This window comes from Rhodococcus sp. BH4, assembly GCF_002079265.1.
Lineage (GTDB): Bacteria > Actinomycetota > Actinomycetes > Mycobacteriales > Mycobacteriaceae > Rhodococcus_F > Rhodococcus_F qingshengii.
This window is the reverse complement of record NZ_CP014941.1, coordinates 105,693-127,602: the sequence shown is the minus strand read 5'-3', so window position 1 is coordinate 127,602 and position 21,910 is coordinate 105,693. Positions and strand designations below refer to the sequence as shown.

At 62.1% G+C, this 21,910-nt stretch carries 22 protein-coding genes; 11 read left to right on the top strand and 11 right to left on the bottom strand.

Features of this window, described 5'->3' with window-relative positions:
• Positions 1-22 precede the first annotated feature (22 nt).
• Positions 23-649 (top strand): TetR/AcrR family transcriptional regulator, encoded by a 627-nt coding sequence (locus A0W34_RS00630; RefSeq protein ID WP_003943606.1) that lies wholly within the window; start codon positions 23-25, stop codon positions 647-649.
• 6 nt (positions 650-655) lie between these two features.
• Here the strand turns inward: A0W34_RS00630 and A0W34_RS00625 are convergent, their stop codons facing one another.
• The 3 genes from A0W34_RS00625 to A0W34_RS00615 all read right to left on the bottom strand — a co-directional run bounded on the left by A0W34_RS00625 (position 656) and on the right by A0W34_RS00615 (position 2,991).
• Complete coding sequence (locus A0W34_RS00625) at positions 656-1,096, bottom strand: PAS domain S-box protein (protein ID WP_003943598.1); 441 nt, start codon at positions 1,094-1,096, stop codon at positions 656-658.
• A 111-nt stretch (positions 1,097-1,207) separates the two neighbouring features.
• Positions 1,208-1,948 carry an ABC transporter ATP-binding protein gene (locus A0W34_RS00620; RefSeq protein ID WP_003943539.1) on the bottom strand — a complete coding sequence of 247 codons (741 nt, stop codon included), beginning with the start codon at positions 1,946-1,948 and terminating at the stop codon, positions 1,208-1,210.
• Complete coding sequence (locus A0W34_RS00615) at positions 1,945-2,991, bottom strand: ABC transporter permease (RefSeq protein WP_039973533.1); 1,047 nt, start codon at positions 2,989-2,991, stop codon at positions 1,945-1,947. The genes A0W34_RS00620 and A0W34_RS00615 overlap by 4 nt, the downstream gene beginning before the upstream one ends.
• Before the next feature lie 114 nt (positions 2,992-3,105).
• Here A0W34_RS00615 and A0W34_RS00610 point away from each other — a divergent pair, with 114 nt between their 5' ends.
• From A0W34_RS00610 to A0W34_RS00595, 4 genes are all read left to right on the top strand, one after another.
• Positions 3,106-4,308, top strand: coding sequence for a sensor histidine kinase (locus tag A0W34_RS00610; protein ID WP_081557170.1), 1,203 nt, complete (start codon positions 3,106-3,108; stop codon positions 4,306-4,308).
• Positions 4,305-4,922, top strand: coding sequence for a LuxR C-terminal-related transcriptional regulator (locus A0W34_RS00605; protein ID WP_081557169.1), 618 nt, complete (start codon positions 4,305-4,307; stop codon positions 4,920-4,922). Before A0W34_RS00610 ends, A0W34_RS00605 begins: the two co-directional genes overlap by 4 nt.
• 92 nt (positions 4,923-5,014) lie before the next feature.
• Complete coding sequence (locus tag A0W34_RS00600) at positions 5,015-6,253, top strand: HNH endonuclease signature motif containing protein (protein ID WP_081557168.1); 1,239 nt, start codon at positions 5,015-5,017, stop codon at positions 6,251-6,253.
• A 144-nt stretch (positions 6,254-6,397) separates the two neighbouring features.
• Positions 6,398-7,213 carry a siderophore-interacting protein gene (locus A0W34_RS00595; RefSeq protein WP_064113849.1) on the top strand — a complete coding sequence of 272 codons (816 nt, stop codon included), beginning with the start codon at positions 6,398-6,400 and terminating at the stop codon, positions 7,211-7,213.
• A gap of 9 nt (positions 7,214-7,222) precedes the next feature.
• Here A0W34_RS00595 and A0W34_RS33335 read toward each other — a convergent pair whose 3' ends face one another.
• The gene (locus tag A0W34_RS33335; RefSeq protein ID WP_232329962.1) at positions 7,223-7,627 is read right to left on the bottom strand and encodes a hypothetical protein; all 405 of its coding nucleotides are present in this window, start codon (positions 7,625-7,627) and stop codon (positions 7,223-7,225) included.
• 115 nt (positions 7,628-7,742) lie between these two features.
• On the opposite strand from A0W34_RS33335, the gene A0W34_RS00580 reads away from it, so the two are divergent.
• On the top strand, positions 7,743-8,699 hold the full coding sequence (locus A0W34_RS00580; RefSeq protein WP_054827482.1) for a proline dehydrogenase family protein: 957 nt from the start codon (positions 7,743-7,745) through the stop codon (positions 8,697-8,699).
• Positions 8,700-8,760: 61 nt separating this feature from the next.
• Here the strand turns inward: A0W34_RS00580 and A0W34_RS00575 are convergent, their stop codons facing one another.
• From A0W34_RS00575 to A0W34_RS00565, 3 genes are all read right to left on the bottom strand, one after another.
• Entirely contained in the window at positions 8,761-9,204 is a 444-nt protein-coding gene (locus A0W34_RS00575) for an SRPBCC family protein (RefSeq protein ID WP_003943564.1), read from the bottom strand.
• A 3-nt stretch (positions 9,205-9,207) separates the two neighbouring features.
• Positions 9,208-10,761 (bottom strand): succinic semialdehyde dehydrogenase, encoded by a 1,554-nt coding sequence (locus A0W34_RS00570; RefSeq protein ID WP_063315301.1) that lies wholly within the window; start codon positions 10,759-10,761, stop codon positions 9,208-9,210.
• Positions 10,762-10,839: 78 nt separating this feature from the next.
• Positions 10,840-12,156, bottom strand: a complete 1,317-nt coding sequence (locus tag A0W34_RS00565) for an MFS transporter (RefSeq protein WP_030536659.1) — start codon at positions 12,154-12,156, stop codon at positions 10,840-10,842.
• Positions 12,157-12,227: 71 nt separating this feature from the next.
• Here A0W34_RS00565 and A0W34_RS00560 point away from each other — a divergent pair, with 71 nt between their 5' ends.
• Together A0W34_RS00560 and A0W34_RS00555 are read left to right on the top strand one after the other, a co-directional pair.
• Positions 12,228-13,199, top strand: coding sequence for a GlxA family transcriptional regulator (locus A0W34_RS00560; protein WP_054827480.1), 972 nt, complete (start codon positions 12,228-12,230; stop codon positions 13,197-13,199).
• A gap of 30 nt (positions 13,200-13,229) precedes the next feature.
• On the top strand, positions 13,230-13,607 hold the full coding sequence (locus A0W34_RS00555; RefSeq protein ID WP_003943558.1) for a DUF5313 family protein: 378 nt from the start codon (positions 13,230-13,232) through the stop codon (positions 13,605-13,607).
• Positions 13,608-13,614: 7 nt separating this feature from the next.
• Here the strand turns inward: A0W34_RS00555 and A0W34_RS00550 are convergent, their stop codons facing one another.
• Together A0W34_RS00550 and A0W34_RS00545 are read right to left on the bottom strand one after the other, a co-directional pair.
• Entirely contained in the window at positions 13,615-15,342 is a 1,728-nt protein-coding gene (locus A0W34_RS00550; protein WP_081557166.1) for an oleate hydratase, read from the bottom strand.
• Between the two features lie 46 nt (positions 15,343-15,388).
• Positions 15,389-16,267, bottom strand: coding sequence for a TetR family transcriptional regulator (locus A0W34_RS00545; RefSeq protein WP_231782780.1), 879 nt, complete (start codon positions 16,265-16,267; stop codon positions 15,389-15,391).
• 163 nt (positions 16,268-16,430) lie between these two features.
• Here A0W34_RS00545 and A0W34_RS00540 point away from each other — a divergent pair, with 163 nt between their 5' ends.
• The 3 genes from A0W34_RS00540 to A0W34_RS00530 all read left to right on the top strand — a co-directional run bounded on the left by A0W34_RS00540 (position 16,431) and on the right by A0W34_RS00530 (position 20,857).
• Entirely contained in the window at positions 16,431-17,384 is a 954-nt protein-coding gene (locus A0W34_RS00540) for a cyclase family protein (protein ID WP_003943547.1), read from the top strand.
• Positions 17,381-19,030, top strand: a complete 1,650-nt coding sequence (locus A0W34_RS00535) for a class I adenylate-forming enzyme family protein (RefSeq protein ID WP_081557165.1) — start codon at positions 17,381-17,383, stop codon at positions 19,028-19,030. The genes A0W34_RS00540 and A0W34_RS00535 overlap by 4 nt, the downstream gene beginning before the upstream one ends.
• Positions 19,031-19,408: 378 nt before the next feature.
• Entirely contained in the window at positions 19,409-20,857 is a 1,449-nt protein-coding gene (locus A0W34_RS00530) for a histidine-type phosphatase (protein WP_047272693.1), read from the top strand.
• Here the strand turns inward: A0W34_RS00530 and A0W34_RS00525 are convergent.
• Both A0W34_RS00525 and A0W34_RS00520 read right to left on the bottom strand, forming a co-directional pair.
• Positions 20,803-21,186, bottom strand: coding sequence for a helix-turn-helix domain-containing protein (locus tag A0W34_RS00525; RefSeq protein ID WP_058227381.1), 384 nt, complete (start codon positions 21,184-21,186; stop codon positions 20,803-20,805). The genes A0W34_RS00530 and A0W34_RS00525 overlap by 55 nt on opposite strands.
• A 152-nt stretch (positions 21,187-21,338) precedes the next feature.
• Positions 21,339-21,797, bottom strand: coding sequence for a hypothetical protein (locus tag A0W34_RS00520; RefSeq protein ID WP_003943607.1), 459 nt, complete (start codon positions 21,795-21,797; stop codon positions 21,339-21,341).
• Positions 21,798-21,910: the final 113 nt, after the last annotated feature.

Genomic DNA, 21,910 nt, shown 5'->3' with positions numbered 1-21,910 from the left:
ACTCTAGAGTTAAACTCTAATCATGACTGAGGTTCTTCGGGAAGACACGTCGGCGCGGCGCAAGATCATCGAGGCAGCGCGTGAGGTTTTTGTCGATCCCGGCTACGCGGCCGCCACGATCAAGCAGCTTGCCGCGGCGGCGGGCGTGTCGGTGCAGAGTGTCTATTTTGTGTTCGGCAACAAGCCGAGCGTGCTGTCAGCACTACTCGACGTGGCCGTTGCGGGCGACGAGGAAAAGACGGCAACTCTCGACCGTCCGTGGGTGGCGGCAGCACTCGGCGCCCCACATCCACTCGGACAACTCCGGATTCAGGTTCACCACGGACGGCTCATTCTGGAACGCACCGCAGACATCCTGCTGGCACTGCGGGCCGCAGCTTCCGCCGACGAGGACGCCGCCCGTCTGTGGCAAATCAACCGCACTCAGAGACGCACGGTGCAGGAACATCTGATGGTCGGGATCGTCGAAAAAGCGCCAACCGTCGACCTCGAAACAGCTGTGAACGTCGCACTCACGCTGCTCAGTCCCGAGACCTACACAGACCTCGTGGTCGGCGCGGGTTGGACCGGCCAACAGTACGAAGAATGGGTGGTCAACACCCTTGCCGCCACCCTCGGCCTGGACCGAACCGTCAAATCCCGGAAGTAGCTGGGATTACTTGGTGGGCTTGTCGTCGATGTGCCGTGGGTTGTTCCACAGGCGCTCCGTCAGATCGTGGAGGACGGCAAGGGTGATCGTGTCGTCGTCCCGTCGGAGCAGAGACTGGCTGACCGTCGCGCGCACCAACGTGGAGTCGGAGTGCACGAACTCCTTGACCGAGCCCGGCTCGGAACTCAGTTCACGATGGGCCTGCTCTGCACTGACGTCGTCGGCATCCTTGTCGTAGAGGATGTCCTGCAAACGCAACGCCGAGACGGCCTTCTTGGGATATCCCAGCATGTCAGCGAAAGACGGGTTGGCAAAAACGATGCTGCCATCGCGGTGAACGGCCATGACCGGCACCGGAAGCCTGTCGAGGAGAATCAGGGCAGGCATCTGCTCCAGATCCGCAATCGGCGATTGTGGCGGCTGCGCAACGTTGCGGCGGCGTTCCATAACACGTCCTCTCAAGTTGCCCGAGTCGACAACAGTCTAACTGCCCAGCAAATCGCGGGTTGACTTCCCGCCCGGATGCAGTGACGAATGCCCGAATCGTGCCCGCCTGAGTCACGCCGCGAGCGCCTCCTGATCCTCCGCCAAGGAACCGTCAACAACACGATAGACAGTATCCATCCGAGACAGGTGACTTCGGTCGTGTGTCACGAGAAGGGTTGCCGCCTCGCGTTCCCGCACCACCCCGATGATCAGATCCATGACAGCGGCACCGCGCTCCTGATCGAGCGCACTCGTGGGCTCGTCGACCACGAGAAGCTGCGGATCGTTCATCAATGCTCGCGCGAGATTGACGCGCTGTCGCTGCCCTCCCGACAGCTGGGACGGCCGTTTTCCGCTCTGATCCGCGAGCCCGACAGCGTCCAGCAAATCCATCGCTTTTGATTTCACGGCCTTGCGACGGGCCCGCGACGTGAACACGGACTGCCCCAGATGCGCCATCACCTCGAGCTGCTCCAGTGCAGTCAGCGAAGACACGAGGTTCGACTGTTGGAAGACGATGCCGATCGACGAGCGTCGCAGCTCCGACGCCGCCCGCCGACTCAGCGCAGCGATGTCGGTGCTGCCTTCCGGCGTCCGGAGATAGACGTGCCCGGAATCCGGACGGATCAGCGTCGACGCCACCGCCAACAGGCTGGACTTGCCCGAACCCGAGGGCCCGGTGATCGCGGCGATCTCGCCGCGGTGCAGTCGCAGAGACACGTCGTCCAGCGCCGTCACCCGCGATTGCCCATCGGGAAACGTCAGATCGACGTTCTGGATGTCGAGAACTGTGGTGCCGGTTGTCATGGTCATCGTGCGCTCCCCAATGCTGTGAGTGGATCGGTGGTCGAGAGGAATCGAAGTGCAAAGGCCGCGCCGAGCAGACCGAGCCCGATCAATGCCACGGCAGGTACGACGGTGGTGGATGCGTCCAGGACGAACGGCATGGCGTCACCGATCAGCGATCCGGCCACGGCCGTCAGCCCGATTCCGACGGTGACGCCGGCGATCAGAACGATGAGCGCCTGACCCAGTGCGTCGCGCACCAGCGAACCGGTAGTCGCACCGAGCGCTTTCAGCGTCGCGATGTCCGGAGTTCGCTGGATCGTCCACACCGTGAAGAACGCACCGATCACCAGGGCTGAGATCGCGAACAACATGAGCGTCATCAACGTCAACGACCCGTTCTCCGACTTGTACGAACCGATCGCGTCGAGCGAACCGCTGACCGTCGTCGACGTCGTCGCAGCCGCCTTGTCCGTTGCGGAAGCGTCGGAGGCTCCGGTGACAGCCAGTACTGTCGCAACTCCGCCGCGTGGATTGGCCGCCTGCCAGTCGTCGAGCGTCATCCAGACGACGGGCGAATGGCTGTACCAGTCGTCACCGCGAACGGCGCTGACGGTGAACTGCTGCGTACCGACACTCACCTGATCGCCGGCGCCCGCCCCCAGATCGCGGGCGGCACCTTCGCTCAACACCACCGTGCCTGACGCCGACGGCGTCACGTCACCGAAACCGCCATCAGCGCCGAACAGGGCCACCGACTTCTGATTTCCGTCGGCCAATCCCGCTTTCCCGCGACCGATTCCGATGGGATCGACGTCCTTCGACGTGGAGGTCCAAGCGTTGACCTGGTCCTGCGTGAGCGCCGACTCGTCGAACGACGCCCCGGCTCCGGTGTCGGCGAACACCACCGTGTCGGCATTCATGGCCTCGATGGCTGACACGTTCTGATGGCGAAGTCCTGCAGTCAACCCGCTGAGAAAACTGACCAGAAGTGCAACCAACAGAACCACGACGGAGATCAGCGCGAAACGACCTCGCGCTGCCCGTAAGTCCCTCATTGCGACAAACACTGTGAATTCCTTTCCTGTGCTTGCCTCTACGCTCTCGCGGATGCAGACTCTTTCCATCGCACCTCGGATCGACATTCCAGCGCTCGAAAGAACCATCCCGGTTTACAACTTTTGATGGATGAACCAGGCCCGAACCTCGCTAAGCTGGGCGAGATGCACCGATCTCCGCTCACGCCTGTCTTCGCCGGCCTACAACTGGGCCTGCATGTCCTTGTCATGGCGCTGGCCGGTGTGGTGTTTCTTCGAGCGCTGATCGACGAATCCGACCTGACCGCAACAATCATCGCGTTGGCCGTGATCTTTATTGCCGTCTATCTTTTCGGGGTCGCCAAAAGGCTGCGCGGCAACGCTGCCCGCTGGTGGCTGGCCGTGCTGACCCTCGTCTGGATCGCGACGATGGCGGTATCCGCCGACGCCGCCTACCTCGCGTTCGGACTCTTCTTCCTCTATCTCCATATTCTGCGACGCCCCTGGAGTCTTCTCGCCGTCACCGCGGCAACGGCTGTCGCCGTGGTCGGCACCGGCCTGCATCGTGGATGGACGATTGCCGGCGCCGTCGGCCCGATCATCGGCGCTGCCGTAGCGGTTGCAATCGGCCTCGGATATCAAGCGCTGTACCGCGAGGCAGCCGAGCGCGGTCGTCTCATCGACGAGTTGATGAATACTCGTGAAGAATTGGCGTCGACGTCCCGCGATGCCGGAAAATTCGCGGAACGTGAAAGACTCGCCGCCGAAATTCACGACACCGTGGCCCAGGGACTTTCGAGCATCCAGATGCTCCTTCACGCTGCCGAACGCGCCGATCCGGACAGCCCGGCCATCCGTCAGATCAGCCTCGCACGGGAAACTGCCGCGGACAGTCTTGCCGAAACCCGCCAACTCATAGCCGAATTGACGCCCGCGGCCTTGGACGGTCAGTCGCTCGCCGACGCGCTTCGTCGAATCTGCGAACGCGCGAGCAGTCCTGAACTGGAAGCGCGCTCCGTGGTCGAAGGCGAGGCAGTGCGGCTGCCGATGCCCCTCGAAGCAACATTGGTACGCATCGCTCAGGGCGCGGTGTCCAATGTTCTCCGCCATGCCGATGCAACCAGAATGGCTGTGACACTGACCTATTCCGATGACACCGTCAGCCTCGACGTGGTCGACAACGGTCGCGGTTTCGACGTGGCAGTTCTCGAACGTGGCCCGGCGGAATCTTTCGGCCTCAATGCAATTCGCCGGCGCGTCGAACTGCAGGGCGGGACTTTCTCCATCGAGTCCGAGCCGGGACACACGGCCGTCGCAGTGACGTTTCCTCTCGAAGTCGGCGAACCGTGATCCGCCTGCTGCTCGCCGACGATCACGCGATCGTGCGCGCCGGGTTACGAGCGCTGCTCGAAAGCGAAGCCGACATCGAGGTAGTCGGCGAAGCGGGCACCGCCGAGGAAGCCATAGCCTTCTGCGCCACCACACCGGTCGACCTCGTGCTCATGGACCTGCGATTCGGCCCCGGGAAGACGGGCGTCGACGCCACCCGCGCGGTGTGCGCGCTTCCGAATCCGCCGCACGTACTCGTTGTGACCAACTACGACACGGATGCAGATATCTTGAGCGCTGTCGAGGCCGGGGCCAGCGGGTACCTACTCAAGGACACACCACCGATCGAGTTGCTGTCAGCCGTCCGCGCCGCTGCGAGCGGGGACAGCGTTCTCTCCCCCGCCATCGCGTCGAAGCTCATGACTCGGGTACGCAAACCCGAAACCAGCCTCAGCCCAAGGGAAATCGAAGTTCTGAAGTTGGTGGCGGCGGGTCGCTCCAACCGAGAGATCGGCAAAGAACTGTTCCTGAGTGAGACCACGGTCAAGTCGCACCTGGTTCACATCTTCGGCAAGTTGGGAGTGAAGTCGCGGACGTCGGCGGTAGCTCGTGCGCGCGAGTTGGGTTCAATCTGACATTTGCCCGAATTGTCGAAAGTAGCTGGACAGCAGCAATTTTCGCCTGCGATTCTCTTGTGTTCGAAACTTTGTTCGATTAAACTTTGAGCATGGACAGTCGAGAAGCGTGGCAACTGGGTGGCGAGGACCTCAAGAGTGAGGTTCTGGATCTGGTGCGCGCCCGGCACGAGTTGCAGTCGCGGATGGTGTTGTTGATCGTGGAGATGTTTTCCCGGGACGTTCTCGGCGGGAAGGGTTTTCGGGCGATCGCGCAGTGGTTGCATGGTTCGACGAATCTGGAGATCGGTGAGTGCAGTCTGCTGGTCGGGTTGGCGCGGTTGCTTCTGCTCGAGCCTGTTGTGGCGGATGCGTTTCATCGTGGTGACGTGGATGCGTTGAAGGCGCGGCAGGTGGCGTCGTTTTGTCAGCATCCACCCAAGAACATGACGCCGGCGGATGTGGACAAGGCTCGCGGGATTCTGTTGGGGTTGGCGTCGCAGAACATTGCCGATTGTGATGCGGTGCGGGCGGCGATTCGGCGGATCGAGAAGCAGTACGGCAAGCGTGAGGACGGCGTTCCGGTGGGTGAGGATTCGGAGCGTAACGAGTTCTACGCCTCGAAAGGCTTGTACGGGCGAGTGTCGGTGAAGGGTGATTTGGATGCGATCAACGGGGCCCGTCTGATCACGTTGCTGTCGAGCCTGTCGGCGCCGACGCCGGAGAAGGACGGCGTCAAGGACACCCGCACGCCGGCGCTACGGCGCGCGGACGGGTTTTGCGAACTACTGCGGCGGTACGAGCGGGCGGGGTTGGGTCCGATCGAGGGCGGAGTGAAACCACACATCACCGTTACCGCGTCGGCGAAAGACATGACCGACCTCAAGGCGTTGAAGGACCTCTTGCCGTCGACTCAGGAACTGGGGTTCGCGTGGGCGGATTGGGTGGGCCCGATCAGTATCGATACTGCCCGGATGCTGGCGTGCGACTGCACCGTCACCCGGATCCTCCTGGACGAGAACGGTGTTCCGCTCGACTGCGGCAAAGAAGCAAGGACCGCGACGGTACCCCAGCGGCGGGCGTTGGCGGTTCGTGATGGTGGGTGTGCGTTTCCGGGATGCGGGACACCATCGGGGTGGTGCGATGCCCATCATATTGTTCACTGGAACGATGGTGGCCCAACAGATCTCGACAACCTGATCTTGTTGTGCGGTCATCACCACCGGACGATGCACCACACCGAATGGCGGGTGGAGATCGGGCCGGATCGGAAAACAGTGTTCTATCCACCGATGTCGATCGATCCGTATCAACAGCCGATCGGTGGGAACAGCCCACCGACAGCGGCGTGAACCGACATAACTGAAAAGGCCAGCGTGTGCACCGGGGAAGAATCATGCCCCGGGGCATACGCTGGCCTTTTCGGCTGCGCTCGATGTCCGTCTTGCGACAGCATCTGTCTCCACTTCGACACGCCGGACCCATAGGGTCGAGGCATGTCTTTCTGCGAACCCGCCCGCGTTGTCACCGTCACGTCCCTGACCCCGCACATGCGGCGAATCAGCATCGAGGCAGAAGGCGACTGGCACTGGCCGACCGGCGGACAAGGCGACGAGCGCATCGACCTCGCATTCCCGAAACCCGGTGAAACAGAAGCAGAATACGACTACTTCAACAATCCCGACTACGGCAAGGCCGATCTCGGAACCGAGCCACCGTGGCGGCACTACACCGTGCGCAAGGTGCACGACGGCGGCCGACGTCTGGACATCGACTTCGTCGTGCACCCTGGCGGTATTGCAGCGGATTGGGCCCTGCGGGCCGAACCAGGTCACCTACTAGGCGTCTTCTGGTCGGACAGTTCGCGGTCCCACTACCAAGCACCGGCGGGTCCTCGCTGGCAGCTGCTGGTCGCAGACGCCACGGGTCTCCCCGGACTGGGCAGGATTGTCGAAGAACTTCGAGAGGGCGATGTCGCACAGGCGATCATCGAGGTCGAAACCGAAGAGGATCGACAGGAATTTGTCACTCGCGGCGACGTCACGTACACGTGGCTCGTGGGGAGTGGCCTCGGAAAGGCGCCGAGCGCGCTGTTCGAAGCTGTGGAGAAGGTCGAGTTTCCCGAATCCGAATCGGCCGACGTCTACGCGTGGGTGGCGTGCGAAAGCGCAACCAGCCGTCGTATTCGTAAGCATCTGAGGGAAGTTCGAGGAATTGCTCGCGACAAGCACAATGTTGTCGGGTACTGGCGAGAGGGCGCCGACGGCCACGTTTCCGGCATGAACAGCGAGGAAGTCACCGTCGGCGCCTGAGCGCCGTGATCACTCTGCCGGCAGTGTGTCGGTAGATTCTGCGTGAGCCTGCTGCACGTCAGCCGGATTTTCCGCCAGCATCTCGAACAGTGCACGGCGCGCCTCGGCAAGAATTGCCTCTGCCTTGGCGACCTGCTCAGCGGTCCCACCTGCGGCTACCGCGACAGCGGCACCTCGGAGTAGGCCCATCGCGGGACGGAGCGCTGCGCCGGCTTCACCGAAGTGAGGCCGACCGTGTCCGCGCTGGTCAAGTCGACCGCGCCGGCCTTCGGGGCGTCCTTCTGCTCGGTCTTCGAAGCGACCCTCGGGTCGCTCGCCCTCGAATCCTCGACGGAAACCGTGTCCACGATGCGGGCCTCGGCGGCCATGCTCGCGACGTTCTTGCATTTCTGGGTTGTTGTGTGGGGCGTACATGTTGTCCTCCTGGACTGTCTGTGTTTGTTTGACGTATCGACGATATATCGACAATAGATCGAACGCAAGGGTTCGTAGAATAATTCCCGCACCCTCGTCCGGATACGCTGAAGCCGTGAACACGGATCTACAAGCCCAGGCCGCGGACGTCCTACGCCGCCTCGCACTCGACGAATCCCTGAAAGAACGCACCATGGCGGACGCCGCGACGGCAGCACTCGCACGGAAAGTCGCCGCTCGCTACATCGGCGGCGAAACCATCGACGACGCTTTCGACCGACTCCCCTCGATCTTCGCGCGAGGACACAAGGCGAGCATCGAATACACCGGAGAAAGCGTCCGGGATCCCGAACTCGCGAACGCCGAAACCGATGTGTTCGTGGAATTGGCGGAACGGATCGGAACGTCGGGCGTCGACAGCACCGTGTCGTTCGACCTCTCGCACATCGGCTTGGTCATCGATCCGGAGCAGTGCTTTCGCAATGTCGTGCGCCTGGCCGAGACCACGGAACGCGCCGGTGCCGAGCTGATCATCTCTGCCGAAGCGTCCGACCGCACCGACCTGGTCCTCGACATGCACGCGCGACTGGCCGAGCGCTTCACTCATGTGGGGATCACCGTTCAGGCCCGACTGCACCGCACGGCAAAGGATCTCGCCGCTCTGCTGGACCGACCCGGCCGCATCCGTCTCGTGAAGGGCGCCTTCCTCGAAGCCGAGTCCGTCGCCTACCCACGCGGTAGTGCCGAACTGCGCAGCGCGTATCTCGACTACGCAGCCCGAATCGTCGACTCGGGTCACCAGGTCTCCATCGCGACACATGACCGCGACATCCTCGAAGCACTACGTGCCGAACATGATTCGAAGCTCAGAGGCGAGCACGTCGAGTTCGAGATGCTGCTCGGCCTCGGCACCGAGCAACTGGACGCACTCCGAGGAGCGGGCTTCACCACACGCGAATACGTCATCTTCGGAACACAGTGGTGGCTGTACGTACTCAATCGCATCGCCGAAGAACCGGAGCGTGTCTACACCGCGCTCATCGACGCTGCGCTCATCAGCACTGCAAACTAGATCTCCAACAACAGAAGTGGGACCGCACTCGAATCGAGTGCAGCCCCACTTGTGTCAGTTTCTAGCTCTCCAGAAACGCCTTGATGCGCGCCAGGGTGGTTTCCATTCCGGTCTGCATCAGCTGATCTCGACCCCGACCGAGTAGGCCGCTACCCGACATCATGCGCACGTAAAGCGCAGGCGTCGCATAGATCTCACGAGTCTCGGTAAGCACAGTGCCCGTTCCCGAAGGCTCGAGCACAAAGGTCCACCGCGCTTTCGGCTCGTCCGATTCGAAGGAGAACCTCCGGCAGTCGACCACGTCGACCACCGTGCAGTGCGTGCTCCACCGAATCAGACCATGCTTGTTGGTGCCCTTGAACTTTGCACCCACAGTGCCCGGAGTTCCGGAAGTCCATGTTCCACCGGTATTTTCAGGACTGAAGCGACCCATACCTTCGATGTCGCTGACAACCTTCCACACCGATACCGGCGTTGCCTCGATGTACGCGCTGGCGGTTTCCACCCGTTACCGGCCCGGAACCCAGGACATGATCTTGATGGCGTGAGGCATGAGCTTTGCCCACACCTTGGCCGGAAGTCCGCGCGGTCCACCGAGATTCATGACGCGAGTGGTGGCAACGGTCTGCGGTTCGGTGTACTTGATCAGACCCTCCGCGCCGTGACGACGACCGACGCCCGAGACACCCATGCCACCCATCGGTGCTGCGGTGCTGCCCCAGGTGGGTGCGTAACCCTCGTCGACGTTGACGGTGCCGGCGTGGATGCGCGCTGCGATGGCTTCGCCGGCAGCCTTGCTTCCCGCCCACACACTGGCGTTGAGGCCGTACTCGGTGTCGTTGGCCGCAGCGATGGCCTCTTCGACGTCCTTGACGGGGTAGATCGAGACGAGCGGCCCGAAGGTCTCGTCGCGGTAGCACTCGGCGTCTTCGGGAACCCCGGTGAGCAGGGTGGGCTCGTAGAACAGCGGTCCGATGTCCGGCCGAGCCTTGCCACCGGCAATGACGGTGGCGCCCTTGACCACTGCGTCATCGACATGAGCGGAGATTGCCTTGACCTGCGCCTCGGAGACGAGGCTGCCCATCTCGATTCCGAATTCGTATCCGGCGGCGAGGTTCATCTTCTTGACGCGGTCACCGAACATGCGGATGAACTCGGGTGCGATGGACTCTTCGACGTAGATGCGCTCGATGGAGATGCACAGCTGACCGGAGTTGGAGAAGCACGCACGCACAGCGGCGTCGGTGACCTCGCGCAGGTCTGCGCCGGCGGCAACGATCATCGGGTTCTTGCCACCGAGTTCGGCGGAGAAGCCGATCAGTCGACGGCCGGCCTGCTCGGCGAGGAGCTGACCGGTCGCGGTGGAACCGGTGAACATGAGGTAGTCGGTGTTCTCAACCAGGGCGGTGCCGACGACGGAGCCCGGCCCGGGAACCACGGCGAAGAGGTCGCGAGGCAGACCCGCCTTGTAGAGCAGTTCGACGCAGGCGAGCGCGCAGTACGGCGTCTGGCTGTCCGGCTTGAGGACAACGGCGTTACCGGCGAGCAGCGCGGCGATGGCGTCGGACACGGCCAGCGTCATCGGGTAGTTCCACGGCGAGATGACGCCGACTACGCCCTTGGGCTGGTAGCGGACGACGGTCTTCGTCAGACCCGGGAGCATGCCGGAGACGCGACGCGGGCGCAGCAGCTTCGGCGCCACACGTGCGTAGTGACGCGACGTCATCGAGATGTCGAGGACTTCTTCCTGAGCTGCGGTACGCGACTTTCCGGTCTCGGCCTGAGCCATGTCCATGAGGGCGTCGCGGTTCTCGAGGATGAGATCGCGGTAGCGGTGGAAGACGGCGGCGCGATCGAGGACGGAGCGCTTGGCCCATTCCTTCTGGGCGACGCGGGCACGGGCGATGGCCGCAAGTGCGTCGTCGGCGGTGCCGACGGGGATGGTCGCCAGCTCCTTGCCGGTGAACACCTCGGTGATGGACTTCGTCGGGCGATCGGCAACATTGTCGATGGCGATCAGTTCGGCGAGCCGCGAGAAGGTCGCAGCGGACGGAGCAGGCATTTCAGTACCCCTACTGGTGAGTAGTTCTTGGAGTTACACACAACTTACCCCGTCGGTGGTACCGATCACAGTGCCGAATCAGACAGAGTCAACCAATACTGCCTCTTTCGGACGTTTTGCGATCAACAACGACATGACTGCGGCGATCGCGCAGAGCGCGCCGGCCACCAAGAAGGCAGCGTCGTATGAGCCGATCTGATCACGAACGAGACCGGCCAAGAAGGCCACCAGACCCGCACCGATCTGGTGCGATGCCAGCACCCAACCGAACACGATGGGGGCGTCGGCGCCGAAGTGTTGACGGCACAGCGCGACGGTCGGCGGAACCGTCGCCACCCAGTCGAGCCCGTAGAAGATGACAAACGCGATCATCGGTGGATTCACAGTGTTCGCGAGCAGCAGCGGCAGGAAGAGCAGCGAGATTCCGCGGAACAGGTAATAGATGCCGAGAAGTTTTCGCGAGTCCATCCGGTCGGTGAACCAACCCGAAGCAATGGTGCCGACCATGTCGAGGATTCCGATCAACGCCAAGAGGGACGCGGCCGTCGTGATCGGCATTCCGTGGTCGTGCGACGCCGGGACGAAGTGCGTGCCGATCAGGCCGTTGGTGCTCGCGCCGCAGATCGCGAAGGTACCGGCGAGAAGCCAGAACACCTTGGTCTTCGACGCCATCACCAGCACCGAGATCGCCCGGCCTCCGGCACCGCCGCGCTGGTAGACAGGCTTGGCTGGTGGGGCGTAATCGGCGGGCGCGCCGTAAGGCGTCGTACCCACGTCTGACGGATAGTTACGCAGGAACAGCAGAACGAACGGCACAACGGCCAGTGCGGCAAACGAAACTGTGAAGGCGACGCTCTTCCAGTCGTACGTTTCGGCGATCTTCGCCAGGACCGGAAGGAACACCAGCTGACCGGCAGCACCACCGGCCGTCAGGATGCCGGTCACGAGACCACGCTTCTCGACGAACCAGCGATCGACGACGGTGGCGACAAACGCCAGCGCCATCGAACCGGTACCGAGACCGACGAAGACACCCCACAGCAGAATGAGCTGCCAACTCGAGGTCATGAAGATGGTGAGACCACTGCCGAGCGAGATGAGCGCCAACGCCGAAGTGACAACCGCCCGGATGCCGAACCTTTCCATCAGGGCAGCAGCGAACGGCGAGGTCAACCCGTACAGAATCAGGTTGACCGAGACGGCCGCCGAGATGCTGGCGCGCGACCACCCGAAATCTTCGTGCAGCGGATCGATCAGCACCGATGGGGCAGCGCGGAAGCTCGCCGCACCGACCAACGCCAGGAATGCCACGATCGCGACGGACCAGGCGCGGTGAAAGCGCGGCGGGCTCACCTGCTGTTGGCCTGATTCGGGGAGAGCGGTCTCAGAAGTCACAGAGAGAATTCTGCAGTTCGGATTCGATCGAGAACAGTGGCCAGATTGCCAATATATGAAAGAATCAAGCCATGTCTGGTCCGCATCGCGTCGTCGTACTGGCTCTGAATGGAGTCATCCCCTTCGAACTCGGCATCCCGGCGCGCATCTTCGGACGTGCCCTCGACGTCGAGGATCGGCCGCTGTACGAGATCCTGACGTGCACCGTCGACGGCAATCCCGTGCAGACCGACGCAGACTTCAGCATCTCGGTCGACCACGGGAGCGAGTTGCTCGCCACCGCCGACACCGTCGTCATCCCCGCGTCGTACGAGTTGGGTCCGGCCTACGAAGACGGCTACCTCTCCCCCGAGTTGGCCGCAGCTTTCCAACACATCCAGCCGGGCACTCGGCTGGTCTCGATCTGCACCGGTTCGTACATCCTCGCCGCGGCGGGTCTGCTCGACGGACTCCGCGCCACGACGCACTGGCGCAACACCGACCATTTCCAGCGTGTCTATCCCAAGGTGAACGTGGATCCGGACGTGCTGTTCGTCGACGAAGGCCACATCCTGACCTCGGCCGGGGTGGCGTCGGGAGTCGACCTCTGCCTGCATATCGTCAGGCGTGACCACGGCATGGAAGTGGCGAACACCGTCGCGAGGCGTTGCGTCGTACCGCCGTGGCGCGACGGTGGCCAAGCTCAGTACATCCGACGCCCCCTGGCCGACAAGCCTTCGGAATCGACTGCCGACGCTCGGCACTGGGCCCTCGAACATCTCGACGACCCGATCACCCTGGCGGACCTGGCGACGCGCGCCAACATGAGCGTCCGCACGTTCAGCCGTCGATTCCGCGACGAAGTCGGAACCACACCGAACCGCTGGTTGACCAGCAGACGTGTCGATCGGGCGCGGGAACTACTGGAGGAATCCGATCTGTCGATCGATGCGATTGCTGCTCGAACCGGCTTCGGGACTGCGACATCCATGCGTCAACACATGAACGAGGCGCTCGGCGTTTCACCGAGCGCCTACCGACGCACGTTCAAGGCACCGGTGTAAGCGGCAGTACCAGGCACTATCCTGGATGCCATGGCCGAACAGACTCGCCCGAACTTTCCTCAGTACTGCGGATACCTCCTGGGGAAGACGCTCCCCGACCGGTACCAGGACTGGGTGCGGAACGATCTGGTCGGACCGGGTGCCCAGGCCCGCTACATCATCCGCTTCACCGTGCCGGCGACGCTGATTCTTCTGCTGTTCCTCTTGATCCCGGGACCGATCTGGATTCCCTTGGCCATGATGGCCTTGTTGCTCATCCCGCTCGCGTACTTCGTCGTGGCGCTCGGGACCATCTACCGCCGTCACCGCCTGCTGAGCCACGGACTCGATCCCGAACTGCTCGACGAGAAGGCCCAGCGCCGTGCCGATCGCACTCGCGAGGACTACGAGAAGCGGCACGGTCGCTGAGCACCCCTCAGCGGAACATCGTCACTGCGGCCTTGGCGAGGACCTTCGGATCCTTCTCGTAGTGATGCATCTTGGTGAGCTTGTCTTCTGGAATCCCCAGGAACTTGTAGACGGCTACCTGAGCGCAGCGCACCGAGTACTGCTCGGTGAACACCATGTCGAACGGCAGCTCCGCGAACTGACTGATGAACGCCAGGTTCTTGGAGTGCTTCGGCACCACCAGCGGCCGGTCGCCGACGGCGCGCCGATTGAACAGCGCACTGGCGTAAGGCATATGGCTGGGAATCGAATTCACGACGCTGTCCATAATCTCTTGTCGACGCGCGGCGAGCGCACCGCTCTCGTCGAGCGCCTCGAGGTGTCCGAGCGTCTCTTCCAGCATTTCCCGCCCGGTCATCTCGATGAACGGCTTCTTCACGTAGTCGCCGTCCTTGCGCGGGAACAGACAGTAACCCCAGAAGACTCCTTCGTTCTCCTTCTGCGCGTGGTAGTGCGGCTGATGGTGGACCACGATCGAGAGAAGCACGTTCGAGTCCACGAATGTGTTGAGCGCATTTCCGGGGAGTTGCTTGGTGATTCGGGAAATCTCGTTGATGAGCTCGTGTGACGAAGTGGTGACGGTGAAGCTGGTCCACTCACTCTGCGCCCGGTCCCCGAAGAACTTGTCGGGATTCCCGAGATCGTAGAAATGCTCGGTGGCCTGCTTCCACAGCAGCGCACTCGGTGCGTATCCCATGTCTTCGACGATCGGGGTGTCGAGATCGCCGATCGAAGAACTGTCGGTGATGCTGCCGTTGGTGTCGAAGACGAAATCGCCCTCCGCCACGTCGATTCGGCCCTTCTCACCGGTGCGGACGTTTTCGTAATCGAGTCCCGTCACGATGATCTCGTCTCGTAGCGGGGTGTCCTTGAACACGAACTCCGTGATCTTCAGTTCGTTGACGAACTTCACGCCCTTGCCTTCGAGGAAGGCCCGCATCGGCAAGATGATGCTCTCGTACTGGTTGTACGGGGATCTGGTGACACCGGCAAGAGTTTGAATGCGACTGAACTCGAGAATCATTCGGTTCATGTACCGGCGCAGCTCCATCGCCGAACTCACCCGCTTGAAAGCAAATGTGGTCTCCCACATGTACCAGAAGTTGGTGGTGAAGAAGTGCGGAGTGTCCTCGAACCACTGCTCGATACTGATGTCGTCGAGTTTTGCCTCGTCCGACTCCGGCATCGTCATCAGCTTCGTCAACAAGTACCGATCCTTGTTGTCGAATTGCATGTGCTTGTAGTCGTTTTCACCCTTGTTGCGAATGCCGTCGCGATCGATCAATCGTGCGACGTCGTGCGTTGGATGCGCGTGGTCGAAATCGAGAATGTCATCCGTCACCGATTTTCCCGGGTTGTCCAGCGACGGAACCACACTCAGCACGTCCCAGAGGTTCTCATAGGTCTCCTCGTTGAGCATGCGACCGCCACGATTGATGAAGCCCGCGTCGTTGCCCAGCTCGCGATGACCGTACTGGTGCTGGAAGGTAGCGGCAGATTCGCCGTCGTTCGCTCCATGCATGTCCAGCCCCATGATGGTGATGTCCTCACCGCTCCACTCACCGTCTCGAATCAAATAGACGGCAGCCGAGAGGTTTCCGATGCCGGCACCGATCATGTAGGCCTTGTGAGACAGCTTGGAAGACATTGGGTTTCGTTCCTTACTCGAGTCGCGGTACGGATACCTTCCAAGCATGGACCCCTTTGCCCGCTGGCGCATCACCCGAACCGGATGACGTCCGTCACGGTCGCTGAAGGCGCACCAGATCCAGTGCAAAACGCGCGTAGTCGCGTGCAATTTCCTCGGGCGTTTGTGGTCCGCTCGGCCGATACCATTGCGCGACAGAGACACACATCACGACTATTGCACGCGCGGCCTGTCGCGGCCGATCCGTCCCGAACACACCGGCGGCGATTCCGTCGTCCACCTGCTTCGTCATCAACCATTGCTGGTAGTTGCGTGATTCCGTGATGCGCAACCTGTTCTCGGCTGTGAGACTGCGCATTTCGCTGGCGCCGAGGAATCCTTGATCACGCCGATAGATATGGAACAAGGTCACACATTCGACGAGGAAAGCCAGCCTTTCGGAGGGACTTTCGCCCTCGTCGATAGCCGCCAACGATCTCGTGTTCAGTTCAGCCATGGTGAGGTCGAGAATTTCGGCCAACATCTGTTGCTTGCTGGAATAGTGGTGATACAGACCCGGAACACTCATCTGCGCACGTTTGGCGATCTCACGCATCGCAGCGCCGTGATATCCGGTCTTCACCATCTCCGCGAGCGCTGCAGCCAACACCGGATCGAACGAACTCGGACCGAACCTTCGCCACTCGTTCGGGCGAAAATGTGCGTCCGGGTCGGCGTCGTCGCCTCCCCATCGCGGCTGTTCCGGCGGACGCACTATCGCAGCCGGGAGCAGAGCGTCGAAACGCACTCCGAGAATCCCGCCGATTGCCGCCAACCGGTCGACGCTGACTCTGGTCTTTCCGGTCTCGACAGCGCTGAGGGTAGCCGGGCTGACATCGAGACGCCTGGCCAATTCACGCAGCGAGAGCCCGCTGTGACGCCGCGCTTGCCGGATCGACGCTCCGATCAGGACGGCATTCTCGAATTCGGTCACAGTGTTCAGTATTCCCGAACATTGGATTTCCAACAATGCGATGACCACGGCAATCGGTGAACCTGTTGACTACTGATTATCGGCCTGAACATGATGTGGATCACAAAGACCCAGGTCCGCCCGAGCGATCGTTCGGTGTCGGTAGCGAGAGGATCGAATCACCATGACCGAGGCGCCATATCTTGGAGAACTCCTGCGCGACGCACCCAGCAACTGGGGCAAGTGGGGAGAGTCCGACGAGGTCGGTTCACTGAACTACCTCGACGCCGGACAGGTGCTTCGTGGCGTCGGAACCATCAAGCAGGGTTCCGTGTTCACGCTTCAACGGCTCATCGGCGACCCCAAGGGTGATCCGGTGTGGCCGGGACGCAGCCCTGCCGAGCGCACACAGATCTTCGACGAGAGCAGCTGGGACGGCGACGACGCCCCCAACTTCCCCGGCGGCCTGCATTACGCGGACGACAAGATCGACGCGTTCCTGCAGGGCTCGACGCAGTACGACGCACTCGGCCACGTCTGGTACGACGGCGCCCTGTGGAACGGATACTCCGCTGATACCACTGTCGGCGGCCTGGAGAAGGCCAGCGTCGAACCGATTGCCGACCGCGGCGTCGTCGGACGCGCAGTACTTCTCGACATGGCGAAGTTCCGCGGCAAGGAAAACCTCGACAAGGCCGAAACCTTCACGCACCATGATCTTTTGGCCTGTGCCGAAGCGCAGGGCGTCACCATCGAGAAGCGTGACATTCTCGTCATCCGCACCAACTTCCTCAAGCTGTTCTTCGACCAGGGCGAAGCCTTCTACGAGGGCTTCTGCGAGCCCGGCCTGATCTACAGCCCCGAACTCGTCCAGTGGTTCCAGGACATGGAGATTCCGAACCTCGTCACCGACACCATTGCCAACGAGGTCACCACCGACCCCGAAAACGGTGTGGCACTGGTTCTCCACAACGCATTGATGCGCAACCTCGGAGTGGTATTCACCGAGATCTGCGATCTGGAGAAGCTGGCCGCGGACTGCGCGTCCGACGGCCAGTACACGTTCTTGTACGTCGCCGCACCGCTCAAGGTTGCCAAGGCCAGCGGCTCTCCCGTGAATCCGGTTGCCATCAAATGACATACGAAGATCGCCCTTGGTTGGCGTTGTACCGCAACGACGTTCCCCCCGACATCGACGTCGAACAGCCCACAATGCTCGAAATGTTGGCAGCGGCGGTCCGCTCTGATCCGGACGCCACGGCTGTGAAGTACTTCGACGGTCAACTCAGTTTCGCTGAAGTGGATCAGCAGAGTGACGCCCTGGCCCGCGCACTACGAGCAGGTGGTCTGGCGAAGGGAGACCGTGTCGCACTCTTCCTGCAGAACGTTCCGCAATTCGTGCTCGCCCTCGCCGGAATCTGGAAAGCCGGCGGCGTCGCAGTCTCGATCAATCCGATGAGCCGTGAACGAGAACTGGGATACCAACTCGAAGATTCCGGAGCAGCGGTTCTGATCGCTCTCGAGGGGCTCTACGAGTCCGTCGGCCGCAACGTCGTCTCCGACTCGCCGGTCAGGCGAGTCATCACCACCTCGGAACTCGAGTACCAAAGCCGCAACGATCCGAGGATTTTCGACGGAATCGTGAAGAAGGACCTCGGTACCGACGATCTCGCGACGCTGATCGACCAGCATCGTCTCGGCGATCCGATCACTACCGACGCTGCACCGGAAGACATTGCGGTACTGACCTATACGTCGGGAACCACAGGTCCGCCGAAGGGAGCGATGACCTCTCACGCGAACATGACCTTCAACGCCCAGGTGTACCGGGACTGGTTGGGGCTCACCCCGAAAGACACGGTTCTCGGAGTTGCACCGCTCTTCCACATCACGGGGTTGATCGGTCACATCGCGGTGTCCGTCCTGGCGAGAATGCCGCTGGTGCTTGCCTATCGCTTCCAGCCCGAGGTGATGCTCGACGCGATTCGTGAGCACCAACCGACATTCACAGTCGGCGCCATCACTGCTTTTACGGCACTGCTCAACACTCCGGGTTGCGCGCCGGAAGACTTCTCCTCCATGCGGTTGCTGTATTCCGGCGGCGCACCCATCTCGCCGACTGCCGCCGAGGCCGTCCGCGCCATGACCGGTGCTGCGCTGCACAACATCTACGGGCTGACCGAGACCACGTCGCCGACCCATGCCGTTCCCGTTGGTGCGGATACGCCGGTCGACCCAACATCCGGAGCACTGTCTGTCGGCGTTCCCGTACCCAACACCGTGGTCCGCATCGAAGACGAGGGCGGTGCGGTCCTGCCGATCGGAGAGATCGGCGAACTGGTCGTCCGAGGTCCACAGGTGGTGCGCGGTTACTGGAACAAGCCGGAGGAGAGTGCGTCGGCCATTCGCGACGGGTGGTTCCACACCGGCGACGTGGGGTTCATGGACGAAGCCGGCTGGTTCTACGTCGTCGACCGTAAGAAGGACATGATCATCGCGTCCGGCTACAAGGTGTGGCCACGCGAAGTCGAGGACGTTCTTGCCGAGCATCCCGCAGTCCGTGAGGCGGCAGTCGTCGGGATCGCCGACGAATACCGCGGTGAGACGGTGAAGGCGTTTGTCAGCCTCGTCGCGGGGGCGTCCGTCACCCCGGAAGATCTGATCGATCACTGCAAGCAGCGGATGGCGGCGTACAAGTACCCACGCTCCGTGGTGCTGGTGGAGGAACTGCCCAAGACCGTCACCGGCAAGATACTGCGACGGGAACTGCGCACGATCTCTTGATCGCGGGGCAGCGGGCGGACTTCGCGGTCCGCCTGCTGTCTGATCGCGCACAGTTTCCGGTCGACCGCGCCATTGGGGTAATGGAACAGTAATATGTGCTGAGTACCCACGGACAAACGGGAGACATCAGTGAGCAAGTTCGGACGTAAGAAGCAGCCCACGCCCAAGAGCTACCAGTGGCTGGCCATGACCCTCATCGCTTTGTCGCTCTCCGTGTCGATCGGGATTGCCGCCAAACCCTCCTGAGCTCTGCGAATCCGAAACTTGTAACCCCGCGTCCATCTGCACATGGGCAAATAGGTGCAATTCGGACGCTTAGCTGTTCTAACTTTCCTTCCGTCGTGTCACCTCGGCACCGACGGAGAGGATCAACTCACCATGCGAAGCTCACGCTTCGGCGTGCTGGCCGCTGCCGGCGCTGTCGGACTAGTGCTTGTCACCAGCAGCGTCCAGTCCATCGCCACGGCGTCACCGTTCGGTTCGCTCGACGCCGGTTCGAGCTCCGGTTCGACAGAGATACCAACCGTCAGCGACGGCGGCTTCACGTCCAAGACGCCCTACACTCCCGGCCAGCGCATCGCCGACTATCAGGCGCCGCCGACGGGATACTCCCCCGTGTACACGGAAAGTGTTGCGCGCCATGGTTCCAGAGCACTGTCGAGCCTGAAGTACGACGACCTGAGCCTGCAGCTGTGGGAAATCGCCGAAGCCGAGAACGCATTGACTCCCGTCGGCAAGGAATTCGGCCCGGCCCTCCGTGATCTCATGGCCGCCAACAAGAAGCTGGGGTACGGCAACCTCAGCGGACGCGGGATCACCGAACACAGACAGCTCGGCGCGCGGGTCACTGAACGCCTCCCCCAACTGTTCGACGCCATCGCAGCGCAACAGGGCACCATCACCTTGACCTCGTCGGGTGTGGACCGTGCCGTGGACAGCGCCGAGAACTTCGCGCAAGGGCTGACCGGTGCGTTTCCAGCCGTCGCCGATGATGTTGCACCGGTGACGAATGATGCCGATCTCCTCTACTTCCACGACTCGGATGCGAATGCCGACTACAAGGACTACGAAGAGTCCGATCCTCGACTGAAAGCCGTCGACGACCAGATCGCCGATCTGCCGCGCACCCTCGAGGTCTCACGGCACATGATGCTCAGGCTCTACTCGGAGGACTTCGTCAACCGCCTGAGCGCGGGCGAGTTCTCACTCGTCGACCGTGGCAAGGGTTCCAGCACGATCGACAACGAAGTCGACGCCGCGTACATGCTGTACAACACGTACATCATCACTCCGGGCATGGCCGAAGAAGGCAAGTGGAATTTCGAGCGGTTCATCGAACCTGCTGACGCGCAGTGGCTCGCATACACGAACGATGCCGAGGACTTCTACGCCAAGGGCCCGGGCTTCACCGGTGAAGACGTCACCTACCGGATGGCAACTGTCCTGCGCGACGAGTTCCTGCGCGGCCTGCAGAAACATACCGGCGACGACGCCGTCCCGGGAGCGGATTTCCGATTTGCACACGCAGAAACGATCATCCCCTTCGCGGCACTCTTGAAACTGCCGGGAAGCACCGTCTCGCAGGCGGAGGGCGACCTCTACACCTATGCGAACAACCCCTGGCGCGGATCGCAGGTCAGCCCGATGGCCGCCAACGTGCAGTGGGACGTGTACGCCGGACCGGAGGGTAAGCGTCTGGTCCGAATGCTCTACAACGAGCGCGAGACAGCATTTGCTGCCCCGTGCGCTCCGGTGAGCGCCGGAAGTTTCTTCTACACGCCGGACGAACTGGCCCGCTGCCTGCCGGAGATTTCACCGGCAGCCTGAGATCCGGCAACTCGGGATCCAGCCAGCGGTCGACGAGGGCGCGCCCATACCTGGTGCAATGCCAGCATGCGCGCCTTCTCGTCGTCTTCCATCAACAAGGCGTCGCAGATCCTCACGATGACCGGAGCCGAAACACCAACGGACGTACCCTGTTCCAGCCGCTGATAGTGATTGAAGCTGATGTCGGCAATCTGCGCGACATCGCGCCGACTGAGGCCGTGCATTCGGCGAGCACCCTCGCAGCGCATGCCGACCTTTTCGGGCGCAAGACTGTTTCGTTTTTCGACGAGCATCTGGCTCATCAACTGACGCGCGCTCGACCCGTTCACGTCGCCACCTTTTCCATCCCTGAAATATGCTTTCACCTAACATGTTTCAGAATATGGGATGGGACGGACCCGGCGGTATCTCCGAGATGACAGATAATCACGCGATACCGCCAACCCTGTGCCCGTCCAGGCCGCGACGATGAGGCTCAAGATCAGGCTATGAACCTGCCGATCGTCGGATTCGACTGGCAGATGGGACTACTGCCCCAGTTGATCGAACCGAACGCCGTCGCAACGACATTGCCGACGCCGGTGTTCACCGTCGCGGACAGGTACGGATAAGTACCGACCAGGTCGACGATTCCGGACTTGCCCGTGTCGGTGTTGACCCACGCAACAGTCACCTGACCCGCCGCCGGGATGGGTGCAGCGGCCGGGAACGAATCGAAGCGAATGTCACCCTTGGCGATGGGCGGATTGGATTCTGGCCCGGACTGGCCGGTGAGCCCGGTCAACGAGGCCAGCGACCCCTGATTCGGACACCCGATAGTGACGGCGGCGCCGCCGAAAGGGTGGGGCGGATCAGCCGAGGCGACTCCGGCGAACATGACGCTCGCGGCAATCGGTAGTCCGATGGCCGCAAAAACCCCGGCCGTGCGTGTGACGCTCATAGCTGCTCCTCGGGTCGACAACACTTTCCGGATACCCCTGGTACAACGCCCGAAACGAAGGAAAGACGACTATTCACACCCCCTAGACAACGCGTGTTGTCAGAACTACAGTC